23 protein-coding genes are annotated in these 13,316 nt (G+C 58.4%); all 23 read right to left on the bottom strand.

Annotation, left to right across the window (positions count from 1 at the left end; genetic code table 11):
- Positions 1-38 precede the first annotated feature (38 nt).
- Positions 39-791, bottom strand: coding sequence for a type I methionyl aminopeptidase (gene map, locus N655_RS0109170; protein WP_026442744.1), 753 nt, complete (start codon positions 789-791; stop codon positions 39-41).
- Entirely contained in the window at positions 791-1,516 is a 726-nt protein-coding gene (locus N655_RS0109165; RefSeq protein WP_238324620.1) for an adenylate kinase, read from the bottom strand. The genes map and N655_RS0109165 overlap by 1 nt, the downstream gene beginning before the upstream one ends.
- Complete coding sequence (secY, locus tag N655_RS0109160; RefSeq protein WP_026442742.1) at positions 1,517-2,914, bottom strand: preprotein translocase subunit SecY; 1,398 nt, start codon at positions 2,912-2,914, stop codon at positions 1,517-1,519.
- A gap of 41 nt (positions 2,915-2,955) precedes the next feature.
- Positions 2,956-3,396 carry a 50S ribosomal protein L15 gene (rplO, locus tag N655_RS0109155; RefSeq protein WP_026442741.1) on the bottom strand — a complete coding sequence of 147 codons (441 nt, stop codon included), beginning with the start codon at positions 3,394-3,396 and terminating at the stop codon, positions 2,956-2,958.
- Positions 3,397-3,535: 139 nt separating this feature from the next.
- Positions 3,536-3,727, bottom strand: a complete 192-nt coding sequence (rpmD, locus tag N655_RS0109150; RefSeq protein ID WP_026442740.1) for a 50S ribosomal protein L30 — start codon at positions 3,725-3,727, stop codon at positions 3,536-3,538.
- Between the two features lie 2 nt (positions 3,728-3,729).
- Positions 3,730-4,239: a 30S ribosomal protein S5 gene (rpsE, locus tag N655_RS0109145; RefSeq protein WP_026442739.1), complete on the bottom strand. Its 510-nt coding sequence runs from the start codon at positions 4,237-4,239 to the stop codon at positions 3,730-3,732.
- A gap of 93 nt (positions 4,240-4,332) precedes the next feature.
- A complete protein-coding gene (gene rplR, locus N655_RS0109140; RefSeq protein WP_026442738.1) occupies positions 4,333-4,689 on the bottom strand; it encodes a 50S ribosomal protein L18 in 357 nt (118 codons plus the stop codon).
- Positions 4,690-4,801: 112 nt separating this feature from the next.
- The gene (gene rplF, locus N655_RS0109135) at positions 4,802-5,341 is read right to left on the bottom strand and encodes a 50S ribosomal protein L6 (protein ID WP_026442737.1); all 540 of its coding nucleotides are present in this window, start codon (positions 5,339-5,341) and stop codon (positions 4,802-4,804) included.
- A 259-nt stretch (positions 5,342-5,600) separates the two neighbouring features.
- Entirely contained in the window at positions 5,601-5,999 is a 399-nt protein-coding gene (rpsH, locus tag N655_RS0109130; protein ID WP_026442736.1) for a 30S ribosomal protein S8, read from the bottom strand.
- 132 nt (positions 6,000-6,131) lie between these two features.
- On the bottom strand, positions 6,132-6,317 hold the full coding sequence (locus tag N655_RS20290) for a type Z 30S ribosomal protein S14 (RefSeq protein WP_081823652.1): 186 nt from the start codon (positions 6,315-6,317) through the stop codon (positions 6,132-6,134).
- A gap of 20 nt (positions 6,318-6,337) precedes the next feature.
- A complete protein-coding gene (gene rplE / locus N655_RS0109125) occupies positions 6,338-6,886 on the bottom strand; it encodes a 50S ribosomal protein L5 (RefSeq protein ID WP_026442735.1) in 549 nt (182 codons plus the stop codon).
- Between the two features lie 105 nt (positions 6,887-6,991).
- Positions 6,992-7,318 carry a 50S ribosomal protein L24 gene (gene rplX / locus N655_RS0109120; RefSeq protein WP_044934330.1) on the bottom strand — a complete coding sequence of 109 codons (327 nt, stop codon included), beginning with the start codon at positions 7,316-7,318 and terminating at the stop codon, positions 6,992-6,994.
- 30 nt (positions 7,319-7,348) lie between these two features.
- Positions 7,349-7,720: a 50S ribosomal protein L14 gene (gene rplN, locus N655_RS0109115; protein WP_026442733.1), complete on the bottom strand. Its 372-nt coding sequence runs from the start codon at positions 7,718-7,720 to the stop codon at positions 7,349-7,351.
- A gap of 32 nt (positions 7,721-7,752) precedes the next feature.
- Entirely contained in the window at positions 7,753-8,073 is a 321-nt protein-coding gene (gene rpsQ / locus N655_RS0109110) for a 30S ribosomal protein S17 (protein WP_026442732.1), read from the bottom strand.
- A 3-nt stretch (positions 8,074-8,076) separates the two neighbouring features.
- Positions 8,077-8,349 (bottom strand): 50S ribosomal protein L29, encoded by a 273-nt coding sequence (rpmC, locus tag N655_RS0109105; RefSeq protein WP_026442731.1) that lies wholly within the window; start codon positions 8,347-8,349, stop codon positions 8,077-8,079.
- 57 nt (positions 8,350-8,406) lie between these two features.
- Positions 8,407-8,841, bottom strand: coding sequence for a 50S ribosomal protein L16 (gene rplP / locus N655_RS0109100; protein WP_026442730.1), 435 nt, complete (start codon positions 8,839-8,841; stop codon positions 8,407-8,409).
- A 131-nt stretch (positions 8,842-8,972) separates the two neighbouring features.
- A complete protein-coding gene (gene rpsC, locus N655_RS0109095) occupies positions 8,973-9,644 on the bottom strand; it encodes a 30S ribosomal protein S3 (protein WP_026442729.1) in 672 nt (223 codons plus the stop codon).
- A 16-nt stretch (positions 9,645-9,660) separates the two neighbouring features.
- Entirely contained in the window at positions 9,661-10,170 is a 510-nt protein-coding gene (gene rplV / locus N655_RS0109090; protein ID WP_026442728.1) for a 50S ribosomal protein L22, read from the bottom strand.
- A 24-nt stretch (positions 10,171-10,194) separates the two neighbouring features.
- Positions 10,195-10,482 carry a 30S ribosomal protein S19 gene (rpsS, locus tag N655_RS0109085; protein WP_026442727.1) on the bottom strand — a complete coding sequence of 96 codons (288 nt, stop codon included), beginning with the start codon at positions 10,480-10,482 and terminating at the stop codon, positions 10,195-10,197.
- A 20-nt stretch (positions 10,483-10,502) separates the two neighbouring features.
- Positions 10,503-11,327 carry a 50S ribosomal protein L2 gene (rplB, locus tag N655_RS0109080; protein ID WP_026442726.1) on the bottom strand — a complete coding sequence of 275 codons (825 nt, stop codon included), beginning with the start codon at positions 11,325-11,327 and terminating at the stop codon, positions 10,503-10,505.
- Positions 11,328-11,461: 134 nt separating this feature from the next.
- Positions 11,462-11,755 (bottom strand): 50S ribosomal protein L23, encoded by a 294-nt coding sequence (locus tag N655_RS0109075; protein WP_026442725.1) that lies wholly within the window; start codon positions 11,753-11,755, stop codon positions 11,462-11,464.
- Positions 11,755-12,423 (bottom strand): 50S ribosomal protein L4, encoded by a 669-nt coding sequence (rplD, locus tag N655_RS0109070; RefSeq protein WP_026442724.1) that lies wholly within the window; start codon positions 12,421-12,423, stop codon positions 11,755-11,757. The genes N655_RS0109075 and rplD overlap by 1 nt, the downstream gene beginning before the upstream one ends.
- Before the next feature lie 92 nt (positions 12,424-12,515).
- A complete protein-coding gene (gene rplC / locus N655_RS0109065) occupies positions 12,516-13,265 on the bottom strand; it encodes a 50S ribosomal protein L3 (protein WP_026442723.1) in 750 nt (249 codons plus the stop codon).
- Between the last annotated feature and the right edge of the window lie 51 nt (positions 13,266-13,316).

The raw sequence follows: 13,316 nt of genomic DNA, 5'->3' as shown, positions 1-13,316 counted from the left end.
CCCGCCTCTGCCGGCCTTTCGCCAGCACCTAAGAATCCCTACTCTGTCAGCACCACAGCACCATCACTGGTGACCGCCACTGTGTGCTCAAAATGTGCGCTCAAACTGCCGTCCTGCGTCACCGCCGTCCATCCGTCTTCGAGCACCTGCACATCCGGACTGCCGGAGTTGACCATCGGTTCAATACAAAGAACCATCCCCTCCCGCAGCTTCAGACCCTGCCCACGGCGGCCAAAGTTTGGCACCTGGGGGTCTTCGTGAAGCGAGGTGCCGATGCCGTGGCCAACAAATTCACGCACCACGCTGAATCCACCGGCCTCTACCACTTGCTGCACCGCAGCGCCAATGTCGCCCAGCGTCGCCCCCGGCCTGACTGCCTGAATCCCGCTCTCCAGCGAAGTCCTGGTCACATCCAGAAGGCGCTGGGCACGGGGAGCAATCTTTTCACCCACCGGAACCGTGATTGCGGAATCGCCATAGTAGCCGTCCAGAACCACCCCGGTATCAATCGAAACAATGTCGCCTTCGCGCAAGACCCGCTTGGCCGAGGGAATCCCGTGGACCACCTCACTATTGACCGAGGTGCAGAGCACGCAGGGATATCCGTGATACCCCTTAAAAGCAGGCTTTACGCCCAGCTCTTCCATCTTCCGGACGGCCGCACCCTCCAGATCCATCGTGGTAGCACCAGGCTTCACAAAACCCCGGACATACTCCAGGACCTCCCGGACCACTGCACCTGCACGCCGCATCTTCTCCACTTCCTGTGGAGTCTTAATCACGATGGCCATCAGCTGGCTGCCCCTCTTAAGCGCAGAACAGCAGCCATGACTGCGGCCGTCACTGCGTCCACCGGCAATTCTCCGTCCACTTCCTGAAAACGCCCGCAGGCACGATAGTGCTCGATGACCGGAGCAGTCAGCGACTCGTAGGTGCGCATCCGCTCCTCAAATACCTCTTCAGTGTCATCCGAGCGCCGCGCCAGCGGCGTGCCATCGAGATCGCACAGCGTATCCACTTTGGGCGGCTGCAAGTAGATGTTATAAATGCTCTTGCAGACTGGACAGTTGCGCCTTCCGGTAATACGGCGCAATAACTGAGTATAACCTACTTTGATACTGACAGCAACCACGGGCAGTCCGCCGGACCGTTCCGCCAGATAACTGTCAAGCCACTCTGCCTGGCCCAGCGTGCGCGGGAAACCATCCAGAATATAGCCCTTCGCCGTGTCGGGGAGCTGCAGGCGGTCGGCAACCATTTGGTTGACCAGGTCGTCGGGAACAAGCTCTCCGCGATCCATGAGGGCCCGGGCCTTTTTGCCCAGCTCGGTGCCCCCGGACACGTTCGACCGAAGGATATCGCCAGTGGAAATCTGCGGAATGCCCCAGGCCGCCATGATGGCCTGGGCCTGTGTTCCCTTACCAACACCCGGTGCGCCAAGAAGCAGGACAGGACCGGGAACGACGGTCCCCGACTTTCCAACTTCTCTGTGCTTTTCACCCACGGCTACCGCCACTTACCAGGCCCGCCTTCCGCGAATCCGTCCGCTGCGCGGCGTGAAGCCTTCGTAGTGGCGCATGATGAGCTGGGATTCCACCTGATTGACGGTGTCCATGGCAACGCCGACGACGATCAGCAGCGAGGTGCCGCCAAAATAGAAGTTGAAGCCAAGGCCATTCGTCACCCAGAGCGGCATATGCTCGAAGAGCGGACCGACCAGCCACAAGTGGTTGAGATGAATTCCGCTAATCAGGATCTGCGGAATGATTGCAACCACGATGAGGTAAAGGGCGCCGACCAGGGTGATGCGGGTAAGAATATCGTTGATGAAATCCGAGGTGCGCTTGCCGGGACGAATTCCGGGAATAAAGCCCCCATACTTTCGCATGTTGTCCGCAATGTCATCCGGACGAAAGACAATGGAAATATAAAAATATGCAAAGAAGATGATGGCGACCATGTAGAGAAACTCATACCAGGGCTCGCCTGCATGGAGGGCATCAAAGATACGCGTCAACACCGCGCTGTTACGAACGAACGAGGACTGAGCAAAGAGCAGCGGGGCCGAGAGTACGGATGCGGCAAAAATGATCGGCATCACTCCACCGGAGTTGACCCGCAGCGGCAAATGCGTGGACTGGCCACCCATCATCCTGCGCCCGACAATGCGCTTGGCATATTGCACTGGGATGCGGCGCTCACTGCGCTCTACAAAAACGATGAAGACCACAACGGCGACCATGGCCGCAACCAGAAGAACGAGCGCCGGCACAGTAAAGGGACCAAACTTTTCTGAGCGCGCCGTCTCAACCAGCTCTTGAATCCCACGCGGGAGACCGACGACGATACCGGCAAAAATCAGCAGACTCATCCCATTGCCGATGCCGCGGTCGGTAATCTGCTCACCCAGCCACATGATGAAGGTAGTGCCTGTGGTCAAGGTAATGACGGTCATCAAAACGAACCCCGGGCCAGGATTGAGCACCAGCTGCAATCCTCCAGCACCGTGCGACAGTGTGAGCGCAATGGCGAGCGACTGGACAATGCCCAGCCCCACAGTCATATAGCGCGTCCACTGGGTGATTTTGCGACGGCCCAGCTCGCCTTCCTTCTGAAGGCGGGCCAGCGGCTCGTAGACCACGGTCAGCAGCTGGAAGATGATGGAGGCCGTGATGTAAGGCATGATGCCCAGGGCAAAGACCGTGAGGCGGCGCAGGTTTCCGCCGCTGAACAGGTTGACCAGGCCGAGTGCGCTTCCCCCTTGCAGATCGAAGAACTGCTCGAGCGCTGTGGTATTGACACCCGGCGTAGGAATAAACGATCCCAGGCGGTAGACGGCAAGCATGGCCATGGTAAACAGAACTCGCTTGCGCAGGTCAGGGATGCGGAAGATGTTGGCGAATTTTTCAAGCATGAATACAGACACCCGGAGGGCCGGACCCGGCCCTCAGCTCTTTAGGCTACCAGAATGGCCTTACCGCCTGCTTTCTCAATCTTTTCCTGAGCAGATTTTGAGAACTTATGGGCGTGCACGGTAATCGGGCCGGTCAGCTCGCCGTTACCCAGGATTTTGAGCAGACCATTCTTTTTCTTAATCAGTCCCTTCTTCTCAAAAAACTCCAGCGTCAGCTCAGTCTCGCCCAGCTCAACCAGACGGTCCAAATTCAGCGTGTTGTATTCGATACGGAAGATGTTGGTAAAGCCGCGCTTGGGCAGACGGCGGTGGAGCGGCATCTGGCCGCCTTCAAAACCACGCATCAGGCTCGAACCGGAACGGGAGCCCTGGCCTTTGTGTCCGCGGGTAGAGGTCTTGCCATGTCCGGAGCCCATACCACGCCCCACACGCTTGCGATTTCGGTTCGCCTTCTTCGGCGCCCTGAGATTGGAAAGATTCATCTGTGTCCTCGCTATACGCCGGGGAGGTGTGCCCTCGCACCGACTCGCATTGTATTTCCTCCGCAACTCCATCGGGATACCGTTCTGGGTGCTTACGAAGGATTTGTTTTTTGCCCGAAGGCATCTTTAGCCTGGACGGCTAGTTCTGTACGATTCGTACCAGATGCGGCACCGCTTTGACCATCCCCCGAATGGAAGGCGTGTCCTCGCGCTCCACAATCTGATGAAGGCGGGTGAAGCCGAGGCCCTTGACGACCTTCTTATGCTTCACAGGCGCCTGAATGGACGACCGGTAGTACTGAATTTTGATCTTTGCCTTGGTCTCTGCCATGACTATAACTCCTCAACCTGCTTGCCGCGGACCTGGGCCACTTCCTGGCGGTCGCGCAGTTGTGCCAGAGCGTCAAAGGTGGCCTTGATCACGTTGTGCGGGTTTGCCGTACCCAGGCTCTTGGTCAGCACATTCTGCACGCCAGCCGAAGTCATCACCGCGCGCACCGCACCTCCTGCAATCACGCCGGTACCTTCCGGGGCAGGCTTGAGCAGCACCTGTCCGGAGCCGAAGCGCCCCAGCACCTGGTGCGGGATCGTGGTCTCGGTCAGGTTGACGCGGATCAGGTTTTTCTTTGCCGACTCAATGCCTTTGCGGATCGCCTGCGGCACTTCCTTTGCTTTGCCGGACCCGTATCCCACGACGCCGGAGGCGGGGTCACCCACGACAACCAGAGCAGCAAAAGACATGTTCTTACCGCCCTTGACCACTTTGGTCACACGGTTAATGGCGACCACCTGGTCTTTCAGGTTGTACTGCCCGGCATCCAATTTTTTTCTCAGTGTTGCCATTCGCTTCCTGATTTCCTTCCTGTAATCCCTGTCATCCCGGGCGCTGTCTTGCATGCTGCCCGAGCGGAGCGGAGTCGAGGAACCTGTATCCCCTTAGAACTCCAGCCCTGCCTCGCGCGCTGCATCCGCCAGCGCCTTGATGCGGCCGTGATAGAGATAGCCGCCACGGTCAAAAACAACCTTTTTAATCCCTTTTTCCTGGGCGCGTTCGGCCACCAGTTTCCCGACTTCTTTGGCCGCAGCCACATTGCCGCCGGTCTTCAGCTTTGCCGCCTTGCTGGATGCCGAGGCCACCGTAACACCCTGGGTGTCATCAATGACCTGAGCATAAATATGATTGAGCGAGCGGTAAACGCTGAGGCGAGGGCGCTCCGGCGTACCGGCCACCTTCTCACGGATGCGGGCATGGATGCGCCGACGAATCTCGTCCCTGTTCTTTTGCGAAATCATGGTCTTTCGTCCTTCCTAAAAGCGGGGCCGCCCTGCGGCCACGTTCGGTTGAATCAGCCACCGGCCTTTGGCTTCGAGGCCGTGTTCACGGCCCGAAGCGGGCGGTCAGCTGCTACTTCGCTCCGGCCTTTCCGGCCTTCTTCTTCAGTTTCTCATCCGCATAGCGCACACCCTTGTTTTTGTACGGGTCAGGCTTGCGCAGTGCACGCATGTCGGCGGCCACCTGGCCGACCTTCTGACGGTCAATGCCGCTGATGGTAATGCGGGTCTGCTTTGGATCAATGGCAGCGGTGATGCCTGATGGCAGCGGGAACTCGATCGGGTGCGAATACCCCAGCGTGAAGACCACCGTGTCCTTGCCCTTCATCTCGACGCGGTAACCGATGCCGACAATATCGAGGTCTTTGGACCATCCTTTGGTCACACCTTCGACCGCGTTGGCGACCAGGGCACGGGTAAGTCCGTGAATGGCTGCCTGCGCCTCACTTTCGCGCTCTGCGACGATGTGACCGTCCTTGGTCAGCAGCTTGATCCCTTCCGGAATCCGCTGTTCGAGCCTCCCCTTGGGGCCCTCCACAACCACAACATTGCCCTGAACGGAGTACTTGACTCCCTGGGGCAATGGAATCGGCTTTTTTCCAATACGTGACATTTTTGAATCCTTATGGCTTGCGAGTCCCGGATGAGATTGGCCCATCCGTTCCACTGCAGCTCCGGCGGGTCATGCCCGCCTTAGGGGCCAAAGCCCTCTCTACCTTCATCACCGGACGAAAAGTCCAGTGCTTTTACCCGTTCCACGCGCGGCTTTCACTCCGCGCATCCTGCACCGATTCCTCTGCAAGCATCCGATGCAGCCGGCCGAAGTGCGCCCAAGCGTGACTCTGGCGCGTTGTGCGCAGTCCCGGCAAGAATCACCAGACTTCGCAGAGAATTTCGCCGCCCACGCCTTCCTTGCGGGCCTGCTTGCCGGTCATCACCCCCCGAGGAGTGGTGAGAATGTTGATGCCAAGACCACCCTGGACACGCTTGATCTCATCCCGGCCAACATAGACACGGCAACCCGGACGGGAAACACGGGTGAGGTCCCGGATGGCAGCCTCGTTGTTTGCCCCATACTTCAGGTACACGCGCAGAACAGCCCGGCCATTTTCCTCCGAGGTCTTGTAGTTGGCGATATAGCCCTCTTCCTTAAGGATGCGGGCAATCTCCGTCTTCAGCTTTGAGGCCGGAACATCCAGCTTCTGATGACGCGCATGAATCGCATTGCGCAGACGCGTCAGAAAATCTGCTACCGGATCGGTAAAACTCATCGTTTCTCCTTCATCCCCCGTTCGCTCCGGATTCCCAGAGAACCTGCGGGAATGGTTTGTGACCGTTGACTTCTTCGTCAACCAGTCAGAATTTGTTTACGTCGCAGACGCATCGCGCAGGGCGCGTCGTCCTTACCAGCTTGACTTCACGACGCCGGGGATCTCTCCCTTGAGCGCAAGCTGACGGAAGCACAGACGGCACATCCCGAACTTGCGCAGGTAGGCCCGCGGACGCCCGCACAACTTACAACGATTGTGCTTGCGGGAAGAAAACTTCGGCTTGCGCGCGTCTTTGACTCTCTTTGCGGTCGTTGCCATAATCTTAGGTCCTCACTCTCTTACGCCGTCTGGCGGAACGGCATCCCGAACTGCCGCAGCAGTGCGCGCGCCGAGTTGTCGTCCTTCGCCGTGGTGACGATGGTGACGTTCATGCCTTTCAACTTCTCTACTTTCGCATAGTCAATCTCAGCAAAGATCAACTGGTCGCGCAGGCCGAGCGTGTAATTGCCACGTCCATCAAAGCTGCGGGTGGAGACGCCGCGGAAGTCGCGCACACGGGGCAGAGCGACAGTAATCAAACGGTCCAGAAATTCGTACATCGCATCGCCACGCAGGGTCACCATGGCCCCTATGGCCATACCCGAGCGGACTTTGAAGGCGGCAATGGACTTTTTCGCCCTGGTCAGCACCGGTTTCTGTCCGGTGATGGCCGCCAGATCAGCAACCAGCGGGTCGAGCAGCTTGTTGTTCTGGGTGGCCTCGCCCAGTCCCATATTCAGGACGATCTTTTCAATCTTCGGGACCGCCATCGGGTTTTCAAGCCCGAGCTCTTTCTGGAGGGCGGGCTTAATTTCCTTCTGGTACTTTTCTTTCAATCTTGCTGCCATGTTTGCTTCTTCTCTTTCTTCTCCGGTCTCGGAGTGGCATCAGCCGTATACCGTTACGGAGGGTAGTCAATTGCCCCGCAGGGCGCTTTGCCGAAATGGTAAGCCTTACTTCTTTTTTACCGCCAGCGTCTGACCGCACTTGCGGCAGATCCGGACTTTGGTTTCGCCTTCAAACTTGTGCCCGACACGGGTGGGGCCGCAGCCGGGACAGACCAAAAGCACATTGGAGATGTGGATGGGGGCTTCCTGCTCAGCAATCCCGCCCTTGATGTTCCGCTGCGGGTTGGGACGCACGTTCTTCTTCACCACACGCACATGCTCCACCAGAATGCGGTCTTTGTCCGGGAAGACACGCAGCACGCGGCCGCGCTTTCCCTTGTCGCTGCCCGCGATCACTTCGACCGTGTCATTGCGTTGAATGTTCAAACTCATAAAGGTCCTCTTTATCTCATCTGCCCCGGATCAAAGAACTTCGGGGGCAAGCGAAACAATCTTCAGAAATTTCTTTTCGCGCAGCTCGCGGGCCACAGGGCCAAAGACGCGCGTTCCCACAGGCTCGCCTGCTTCATTAATCAGCACAGCGGCATTGGAATCAAAGCGGATGTAGGTCCCGTCGCGGCGGCGCGTCTCTTTGCGCGTGCGCACGATCACGGCCTTTACTACTTTACCTTTTTTCACCTGTCCATCAGGCGAAGCCTCTTTGACGGCCGCAGTGATTACATCACCGAGTCCGGCCTTGCTGCCGGTCGAGCCGCCGAGCGGCAGGATCATTTGCAGCTTGCGCGCGCCGGAATTGTCGGCGACCTCAAGCATGGTCCTCATCTGCACTGCCATGATGTTCTCTCCTTACTTCCTGGTGGCGGCGCTTACTCAGCGACCGGGACTTCCTCTTCAACTTGTGCCAGCGCGGAGCGCCGGATGATCTCTTCCAACTGCCAGCGCTTCAACTTGCTCAGCGGGCGTGTTTCGCGAATGCGGACCAGATCGCCCACGCGCGCCGAGTTCTGCTCATCATGCGCATAGAACTTTTTGCTGAGCCGGACGATGCGCTTATATTTTGGGTGCGCCTTGCGCACTTCCACTTCGACGACAATCGTCTTCTGCATCTTGGTCGAAACCACTGTGCCGACCTTCTCCTGACGGCGTGATTCCCTGCGGGGCTCGCTCTGTGTGGTGACTGTGGCCATGACTTAGCGGGCCTCCTTCTTTGTAGACTTCTTTTTCGCCGGCTTGGCAGGTGCACTGGACTCGGCCTTTGGAGCAGCGCCATGCAGGCCCAGCTCCCGCTCGCGGGCGATGGTCTTGATGCGCGCAATGTCTTTCTTCAGTTCGCGCAGCTTCTTCACGCCTTCGTTCTGGCCGAGCTTCATCTGAAAGCGCAGGCGGAACAGCTGTTCGGCCGCCTTCTGCTCCTCGACGCGCAGCTCGCTGTCGCTCAGGTTGCGAATCTTTTCGAGTTCCATCTTCTTCGTCTTCTCTCCGGGACAACGGCCCCTGCAGGCCGCGTCTCCCCAAAATCTTTACTTTGCCGCTACTACAGCCTGCACCGAATGGCGTTGCACAAAACGGGTCTTCAGCGGCAGCTTGTTGGCGGCCAGGCGCATGGCCTCAGCGGCCACGTCGGGCGCAACCCCTTCCATCTCAAACAGGATTTTCCCGGGACGCACGACTGCTACCCAGTGGTCGAGTGGGCCTTTGCCGGACCCCATTCGGACTTCGGCCGGCTTCTTGGTAATCGGCTTGTCCGGGAAAATACGGATCCAGACCTTGCCGCCGCGCTTAATAAAGCGCGTCATCGCAATACGACTTGCTTCAATCTGGCGGTCGGTAATGTAACCGCACTCCAGCACCTTCAGGCCATAGTCCCCAAATGACAGCTCGGAGCCACGCCATGCCTTACCACGCATCTTGCCCTTCTGCTGCTTGCGATACTTGACCTTCTTTGGCATCAACATAATGAAACCCTCAGATAGCGATTCGCTGTTAGCCGCTAGCTTCTAGCTCTATCAGCTGATCTTTTCCTTCCACTGCTTCTATCAGCCTTCCGGCCACGTCCAGCTAAAAGCCAGGGGCGAAAAGCTGCCTTTTAAAATACCGACGTCCCCACGACCGCCTGCGGTTCGCGCCTTCTCTGCTGATAGATGTCGCCGCGATAAATCCATGTCTTCACGCCGATCACACCATAAGTCGTGCGCGCCTCGGCAAATCCATAATCAATATCAGCGCGCAGGGTGTGCAGCGGCAGACGGCCCTGCAGGTACCACTCGGAGCGGGCGATTTCTGCGCCATTCAGGCGGCCAGAGACGCGGACCTTGATCCCCTTGCAGCCAAAGCGCAGCGCCGAATCCACGGCCTTGCGCATGGCGCGGCGGAAGCCGACGCGTTTCTCCAGCTGAAGAGCAATGCTTTCAGCCACCAATTGCGCGTCCAGCTCAGGCTTGTTCACCTCAAGGATGTCGATGAAGACCTCACGATTGGTCCGCTTCTGCAGGTCCACCTTGAGCTTTTCGATCTCAGCACCCTTGCGCCCGATGATGATGCCGGGCCGCGCGGTGCGGATCATGATGCGCAGCTTGTTGCCCGGACGCTCGATCTCAACGGAGCTGACGCCCGCTGCCTTGAGCTTTTCCTTCAGCTCCTTTTTGAGCTGGACATCTTCGACGAGCAGCTTGTCATAGTCACGCTCGACAAACCAGCGTGAACGCCACGGCTTGTTAATGCCGATCCGAAATCCGTAAGGATGGACTTTCTGTCCCATAATTCCCTCTCGCCCCCTACTCCGCCTTTTTCTTTGCCGCAGCCTTTTTGGTCACAGCCTTCTTCGCGGCCGCCTTCTTGGCCGGGGACTTCTTGGCCGCTTTTTTCTTCACAGGAGCGGCCGGAGCGGCTTCGGCCTCTACGGTCTGCACAAGGCCGTCCTGCCTGCGTTCCGCCACAGAGATGATGATGTGCGACAGGCGCCGCTGATAGCGGTAGGCGCGACCCATGGGGGCCGGGCGGATCCGCTTCATGCGGGGACCTTCGTTCGCAATCGCCTGCTTGACGTAGAGATGATCGACATCTACATCAAGCCCCTGCTCCTGGCTCAGATAGTTGGCGTTCTGGATGGCCGAACGCAGCACCTTCTCCACCATGGGAGCCACAGCCTTCTTGGTAAAGGCCACCGTATTCAGCGCCTCTTCGACGCCACGGCCCTTAATCAGATCGAGCACCAGGCGCGCCTTTTGCGGCGATACCCGCTGGAAGCGCGCTTCAGCCCGGAATTCCCGTGTGTCCAATTGCATTGGCTTGCCTCAAACCTTCTTCAGTTACTTCGCCTTGGCTGCCGTTTCTGCAGCCTTTGCCGAGTGGCCTTTGAACGTGCGTGTGGCCGCAAACTCACCCAGCTTATGTCCCACCATGTTCTCCGTCACATAAACCGGGACGAACTTTTTCCCGTTGTGCACTGCAATGGTGTGCCCCACAAACTCAGGATGGATCGTTGAACGGCGCGACCAGGTGCGAATGACCTTTTTGTCATTTGCCCGGTTCATCGCTTCGATCTTTTCCACCAGGTGCCCGTCTGCAAACGGGCCTTTTTTCGTTGACCGTGCCATTTGAAGTCCTCTTGGAAACCTTACTTGCTGCGGCGGCTGACGATAAACGCGTCGGTCCGCTTGTTATTGCGGGTCTTGTAGCCACGGGTCGGCTGGCCCCACGGCGTCACAGGATGACGTCCGCCGGAGGTCTTGCCCTCGCCGCCGCCGTGCGGGTGGTCTACTGGGTTCATCGAGACACCCCGGTTGGTCGGACGGATCCCCTTCCAGCGATTCCTTCCCGCTTTGCCGATCGAGACGTTCTCGTGGTCCGTATTGCCCACCTGGCCGATGGTGGCCATGCAATCCACCAGCACCCGCCGGGTCTCCCCCGAAGGCAGCTTCAACAGGGCGTAGTCCCCTTCCTTGGCCACCAGCTGGGCCTGCGCTCCGGCCGAACGCGCCATCTGCGCGCCTTTGCCGGGGCGGAGCTCAATATTATGTACCGTGGTGCCGGCGGGGATATGACGCAAAGGCAAAGCATTTCCCACCAGGATGTCGGCATCCGGTCCGCTCATGACGGTCTGGCCGACCTTGAGGCCGACCGGCTGCAAGATGTAGCGCTTCTCACCGTCTGCATAGCTAATCAGAGCAATGCGGGCGGAACGGTTGGGGTCGTATTCGATCGTGGCCACTTTGCCGGGAACACCAAACTTGTCGCGCTTGAAGTCAATCAGGCGCAGCTTGCGCTTGTGACCTCCGCCATGATGACGAATGGTGATGTCGCCCGAATTGCGACGCCCGCCAGTGCGCTTGCGAATGACGACCAGCGGTTTATATGGCTTCTCCGCGGTGATGTCATCATTCACCAGCGTGGTCTGGAACCGCAGCGTCGGTGTGATCGGTCTGTATGTCTTGATCGGCATCTTTAAGCTCTTAGCTTCTAGCTGCCGGTCTCCAATATCCGGAGACAGCAGCTCGTTCTTCTTGCTAACTACTCAAATTTTTGATGGGCCGCGCACCAGCGAAAAGCCAGAAGCTCCAAGCTGGCGGCCTTTTCTTACAGGTTGTCAATGTACTCTGGCATTTTCTCGCCGGCCTGGAGGCGAACATATGCCTTCTTCCAGTCCGGACGATATCCGGCAAACCGCCCACGACGGCGCTCCTTGCCCGGATAGTTGGCCGTTCTGACTGTAGAGACCTTCACCTTAAAAAGCGCCTCGACAGCCTGCTTGATCTGGTTCTTGGTTGCCTTAGGCGCGACTTCAAAGACCAGAGTGTCTTCGGTCTCTTTGGCGCCCAGCGCCCGCTCGGTAATCAACGGACGGCGAATCACTGTATAAGTTGTCGGCATTAGGCTACCTCCGCCTTTCTGCGCCGGGAGACCGTCTTTTTCAGCGCATCCTGCAACTGTTCAAGAGCAGTCCGGGAAAAGATGGCCCGTTCGTACCGAAGCAGATCATAGGGATGCACTTCGTTGTTGAGCACCAGTTCCACGCCCTTGAGATTCCGGGAGCCCAGAATCGTGTTCGGGCTGAGCTCTTTGCTGTTCTCCACCAGAAGCGCTGTTTTCTTCGCCTCAAGCTTGTTCAGGGCCTGGCGATAAAGCTTTGCTTTTGGCTCCTTGAGGTCTAGGCTTTCGACGACTGTAATCTGACCATCCTGCAGCTTGGCCGCCAGCGCAGCGCGCAGGGCCCCCAGCAGCTTCTTCTTCGGGAAAGCGTAGTCGTAGGAACGGGGCTGCGGACCATGCACGGTCCCGCCATGCCGCCACAGAGGCGAACGAATCGAACCGATCCGCGCACGGCCAGTGCCTTTTTGCTTCCAGAGCTTTTTCCCTGAGCCCGAGACGAGCTTGCGGTTTTTCGTCGCATGGGTGCCCTGGCGCAGCGAAGCACGATAATGCTTCACCGCTTCCCATAGAAGCGCCTCATTTACATTGCTCGGCGCAAAGACTTCGTCGGCCAGCTCCAGAGAGCCAACTTTCTGTCCACCGAGATCGAAAACATCAATGTTTGCCATCGTCTTCTCTTTCAAGCCCGGACATCTGGTCCGGTGCTAGCGCCTGTCCTCAAAATACGACCTGCGGGCCGCATCTTAAGCGACGGCCAGTGCTATTTCTTCTTTGCCGAAGCCTTCTTGGACGCCTTCAGCGGATCCACGGTACCCGAGCCGGCAAATCCACGGCGCTCGCGCGGCGGGGCCTTGGCCTTGGTAATCACCACGTATCCATCGCGGGGCCCGGGCACGGCGCCCTCAACCATAATCAGGTTTTCGTCAAGGTCAATCCCGCGAATGCGCAGATTGCGCACCGTCACGCGGTCCACTCCCATATGCCCAGGCATACGCTGGCCGGGGAAAACCCGAGATGGAAATGAAGACGCACCGATGGAACCCTGCACCTGGAACATGTGCCCGTGCGACTTGGGGCCTCCCCCAAAGTGATGCCGCCGAACGACACCGGCAAACCCTCGCCCTTTGCTGGTCCCCACCACGTCGACATACTTTTCGTCTGCGAAGATGTCCACCAGGACCTTGTCGCCAGCCTTGGGTCCGTTGGCGCCCTCCTGGCCGTCTTCGGCTTTCTTTGCGGCCGCCAACTCCACCGGGACCTCTTTCACGATCTTGACCGGAGGAACATTGTTCTTCGCAAAGTGCCCCTGCATCGGCTTGGTTACCCGGGAAGCCTTCACAAACTCCACCAGGCCAATCTGTGCCGCGTCGTATCCGTCCCTGGCGGCCGTCTTCAACTGCGTAATGACGCAGGGACCGGCCTGCAAAACCGTGATCGGATGGACCTCGCCCTTCTCGTCGAAGACCTGTGTCATTCCGATCTTTTTGCCAATGATTCCTGTAACTGCCATTGTCTTCTCTCCCCATCATGTCTGCGCAAAGGCGCAGCCACTGAAGGCATT

Source organism: Pseudacidobacterium ailaaui, from assembly GCF_000688455.1.
Classification (GTDB): Bacteria; Acidobacteriota; Terriglobia; order Terriglobales; family Acidobacteriaceae; genus Pseudacidobacterium; species Pseudacidobacterium ailaaui.
This window is presented reverse-complemented; position numbering and strand designations above follow the sequence as displayed.

Coding starts and splice junctions, on each gene's coding strand:
- secY (WP_026442742.1), bottom strand. CDS start 2,914: ATGCTTGAAAAATTCGCCAACATCTTCCGCATCCCTGACCTGCGCAAG.
- N655_RS20290 (WP_081823652.1), bottom strand. CDS start 6,317: ATGGCAACGACCGCAAAGAGAGTCAAAGACGCGCGCAAGCCGAAGTTT.
- rpsE (WP_026442739.1), bottom strand. CDS start 4,239: ATGGCAACACTGAGAAAAAAATTGGATGCCGGGCAGTACAACCTGAAA.
- rplB (WP_026442726.1), bottom strand. CDS start 11,327: ATGCCGATCAAGACATACAGACCGATCACACCGACGCTGCGGTTCCAG.
- map (WP_026442744.1), bottom strand. CDS start 791: ATGGCCATCGTGATTAAGACTCCACAGGAAGTGGAGAAGATGCGGCGT.
- rplC (WP_026442723.1), bottom strand. CDS start 13,265: ATGGCAGTTACAGGAATCATTGGCAAAAAGATCGGAATGACACAGGTC.
- rplD (WP_026442724.1), bottom strand. CDS start 12,423: ATGGCAAACATTGATGTTTTCGATCTCGGTGGACAGAAAGTTGGCTCT.
- rplO (WP_026442741.1), bottom strand. CDS start 3,396: ATGAATCTTTCCAATCTCAGGGCGCCGAAGAAGGCGAACCGAAATCGC.
- rpsQ (WP_026442732.1), bottom strand. CDS start 8,073: ATGGCCACAGTCACCACACAGAGCGAGCCCCGCAGGGAATCACGCCGT.
- rpsS (WP_026442727.1), bottom strand. CDS start 10,482: ATGGCACGGTCAACGAAAAAAGGCCCGTTTGCAGACGGGCACCTGGTG.
- rpsC (WP_026442729.1), bottom strand. CDS start 9,644: ATGGGACAGAAAGTCCATCCTTACGGATTTCGGATCGGCATTAACAAG.
- rpmD (WP_026442740.1), bottom strand. CDS start 3,727: ATGGCAGAGACCAAGGCAAAGATCAAAATTCAGTACTACCGGTCGTCC.
- rplE (WP_026442735.1), bottom strand. CDS start 6,886: ATGGCAGCAAGATTGAAAGAAAAGTACCAGAAGGAAATTAAGCCCGCC.
- rplN (WP_026442733.1), bottom strand. CDS start 7,720: ATGGCAGTGCAGATGAGGACCATGCTTGAGGTCGCCGACAATTCCGGC.
- rplX (WP_044934330.1), bottom strand. CDS start 7,318: ATGAGTTTGAACATTCAACGCAATGACACGGTCGAAGTGATCGCGGGC.
- rpsH (WP_026442736.1), bottom strand. CDS start 5,999: ATGAGTTTTACCGATCCGGTAGCAGATTTTCTGACGCGTCTGCGCAAT.
- rplV (WP_026442728.1), bottom strand. CDS start 10,170: ATGCAATTGGACACACGGGAATTCCGGGCTGAAGCGCGCTTCCAGCGG.
- rplF (WP_026442737.1), bottom strand. CDS start 5,341: ATGTCACGTATTGGAAAAAAGCCGATTCCATTGCCCCAGGGAGTCAAG.
- rpmC (WP_026442731.1), bottom strand. CDS start 8,349: ATGGAACTCGAAAAGATTCGCAACCTGAGCGACAGCGAGCTGCGCGTC.
- rplR (WP_026442738.1), bottom strand. CDS start 4,689: ATGATTTCGCAAAAGAACAGGGACGAGATTCGTCGGCGCATCCATGCC.
- rplP (WP_026442730.1), bottom strand. CDS start 8,841: ATGTTGATGCCAAAGAAGGTCAAGTATCGCAAGCAGCAGAAGGGCAAG.
- N655_RS0109075 (WP_026442725.1), bottom strand. CDS start 11,755: ATGCCGACAACTTATACAGTGATTCGCCGTCCGTTGATTACCGAGCGG.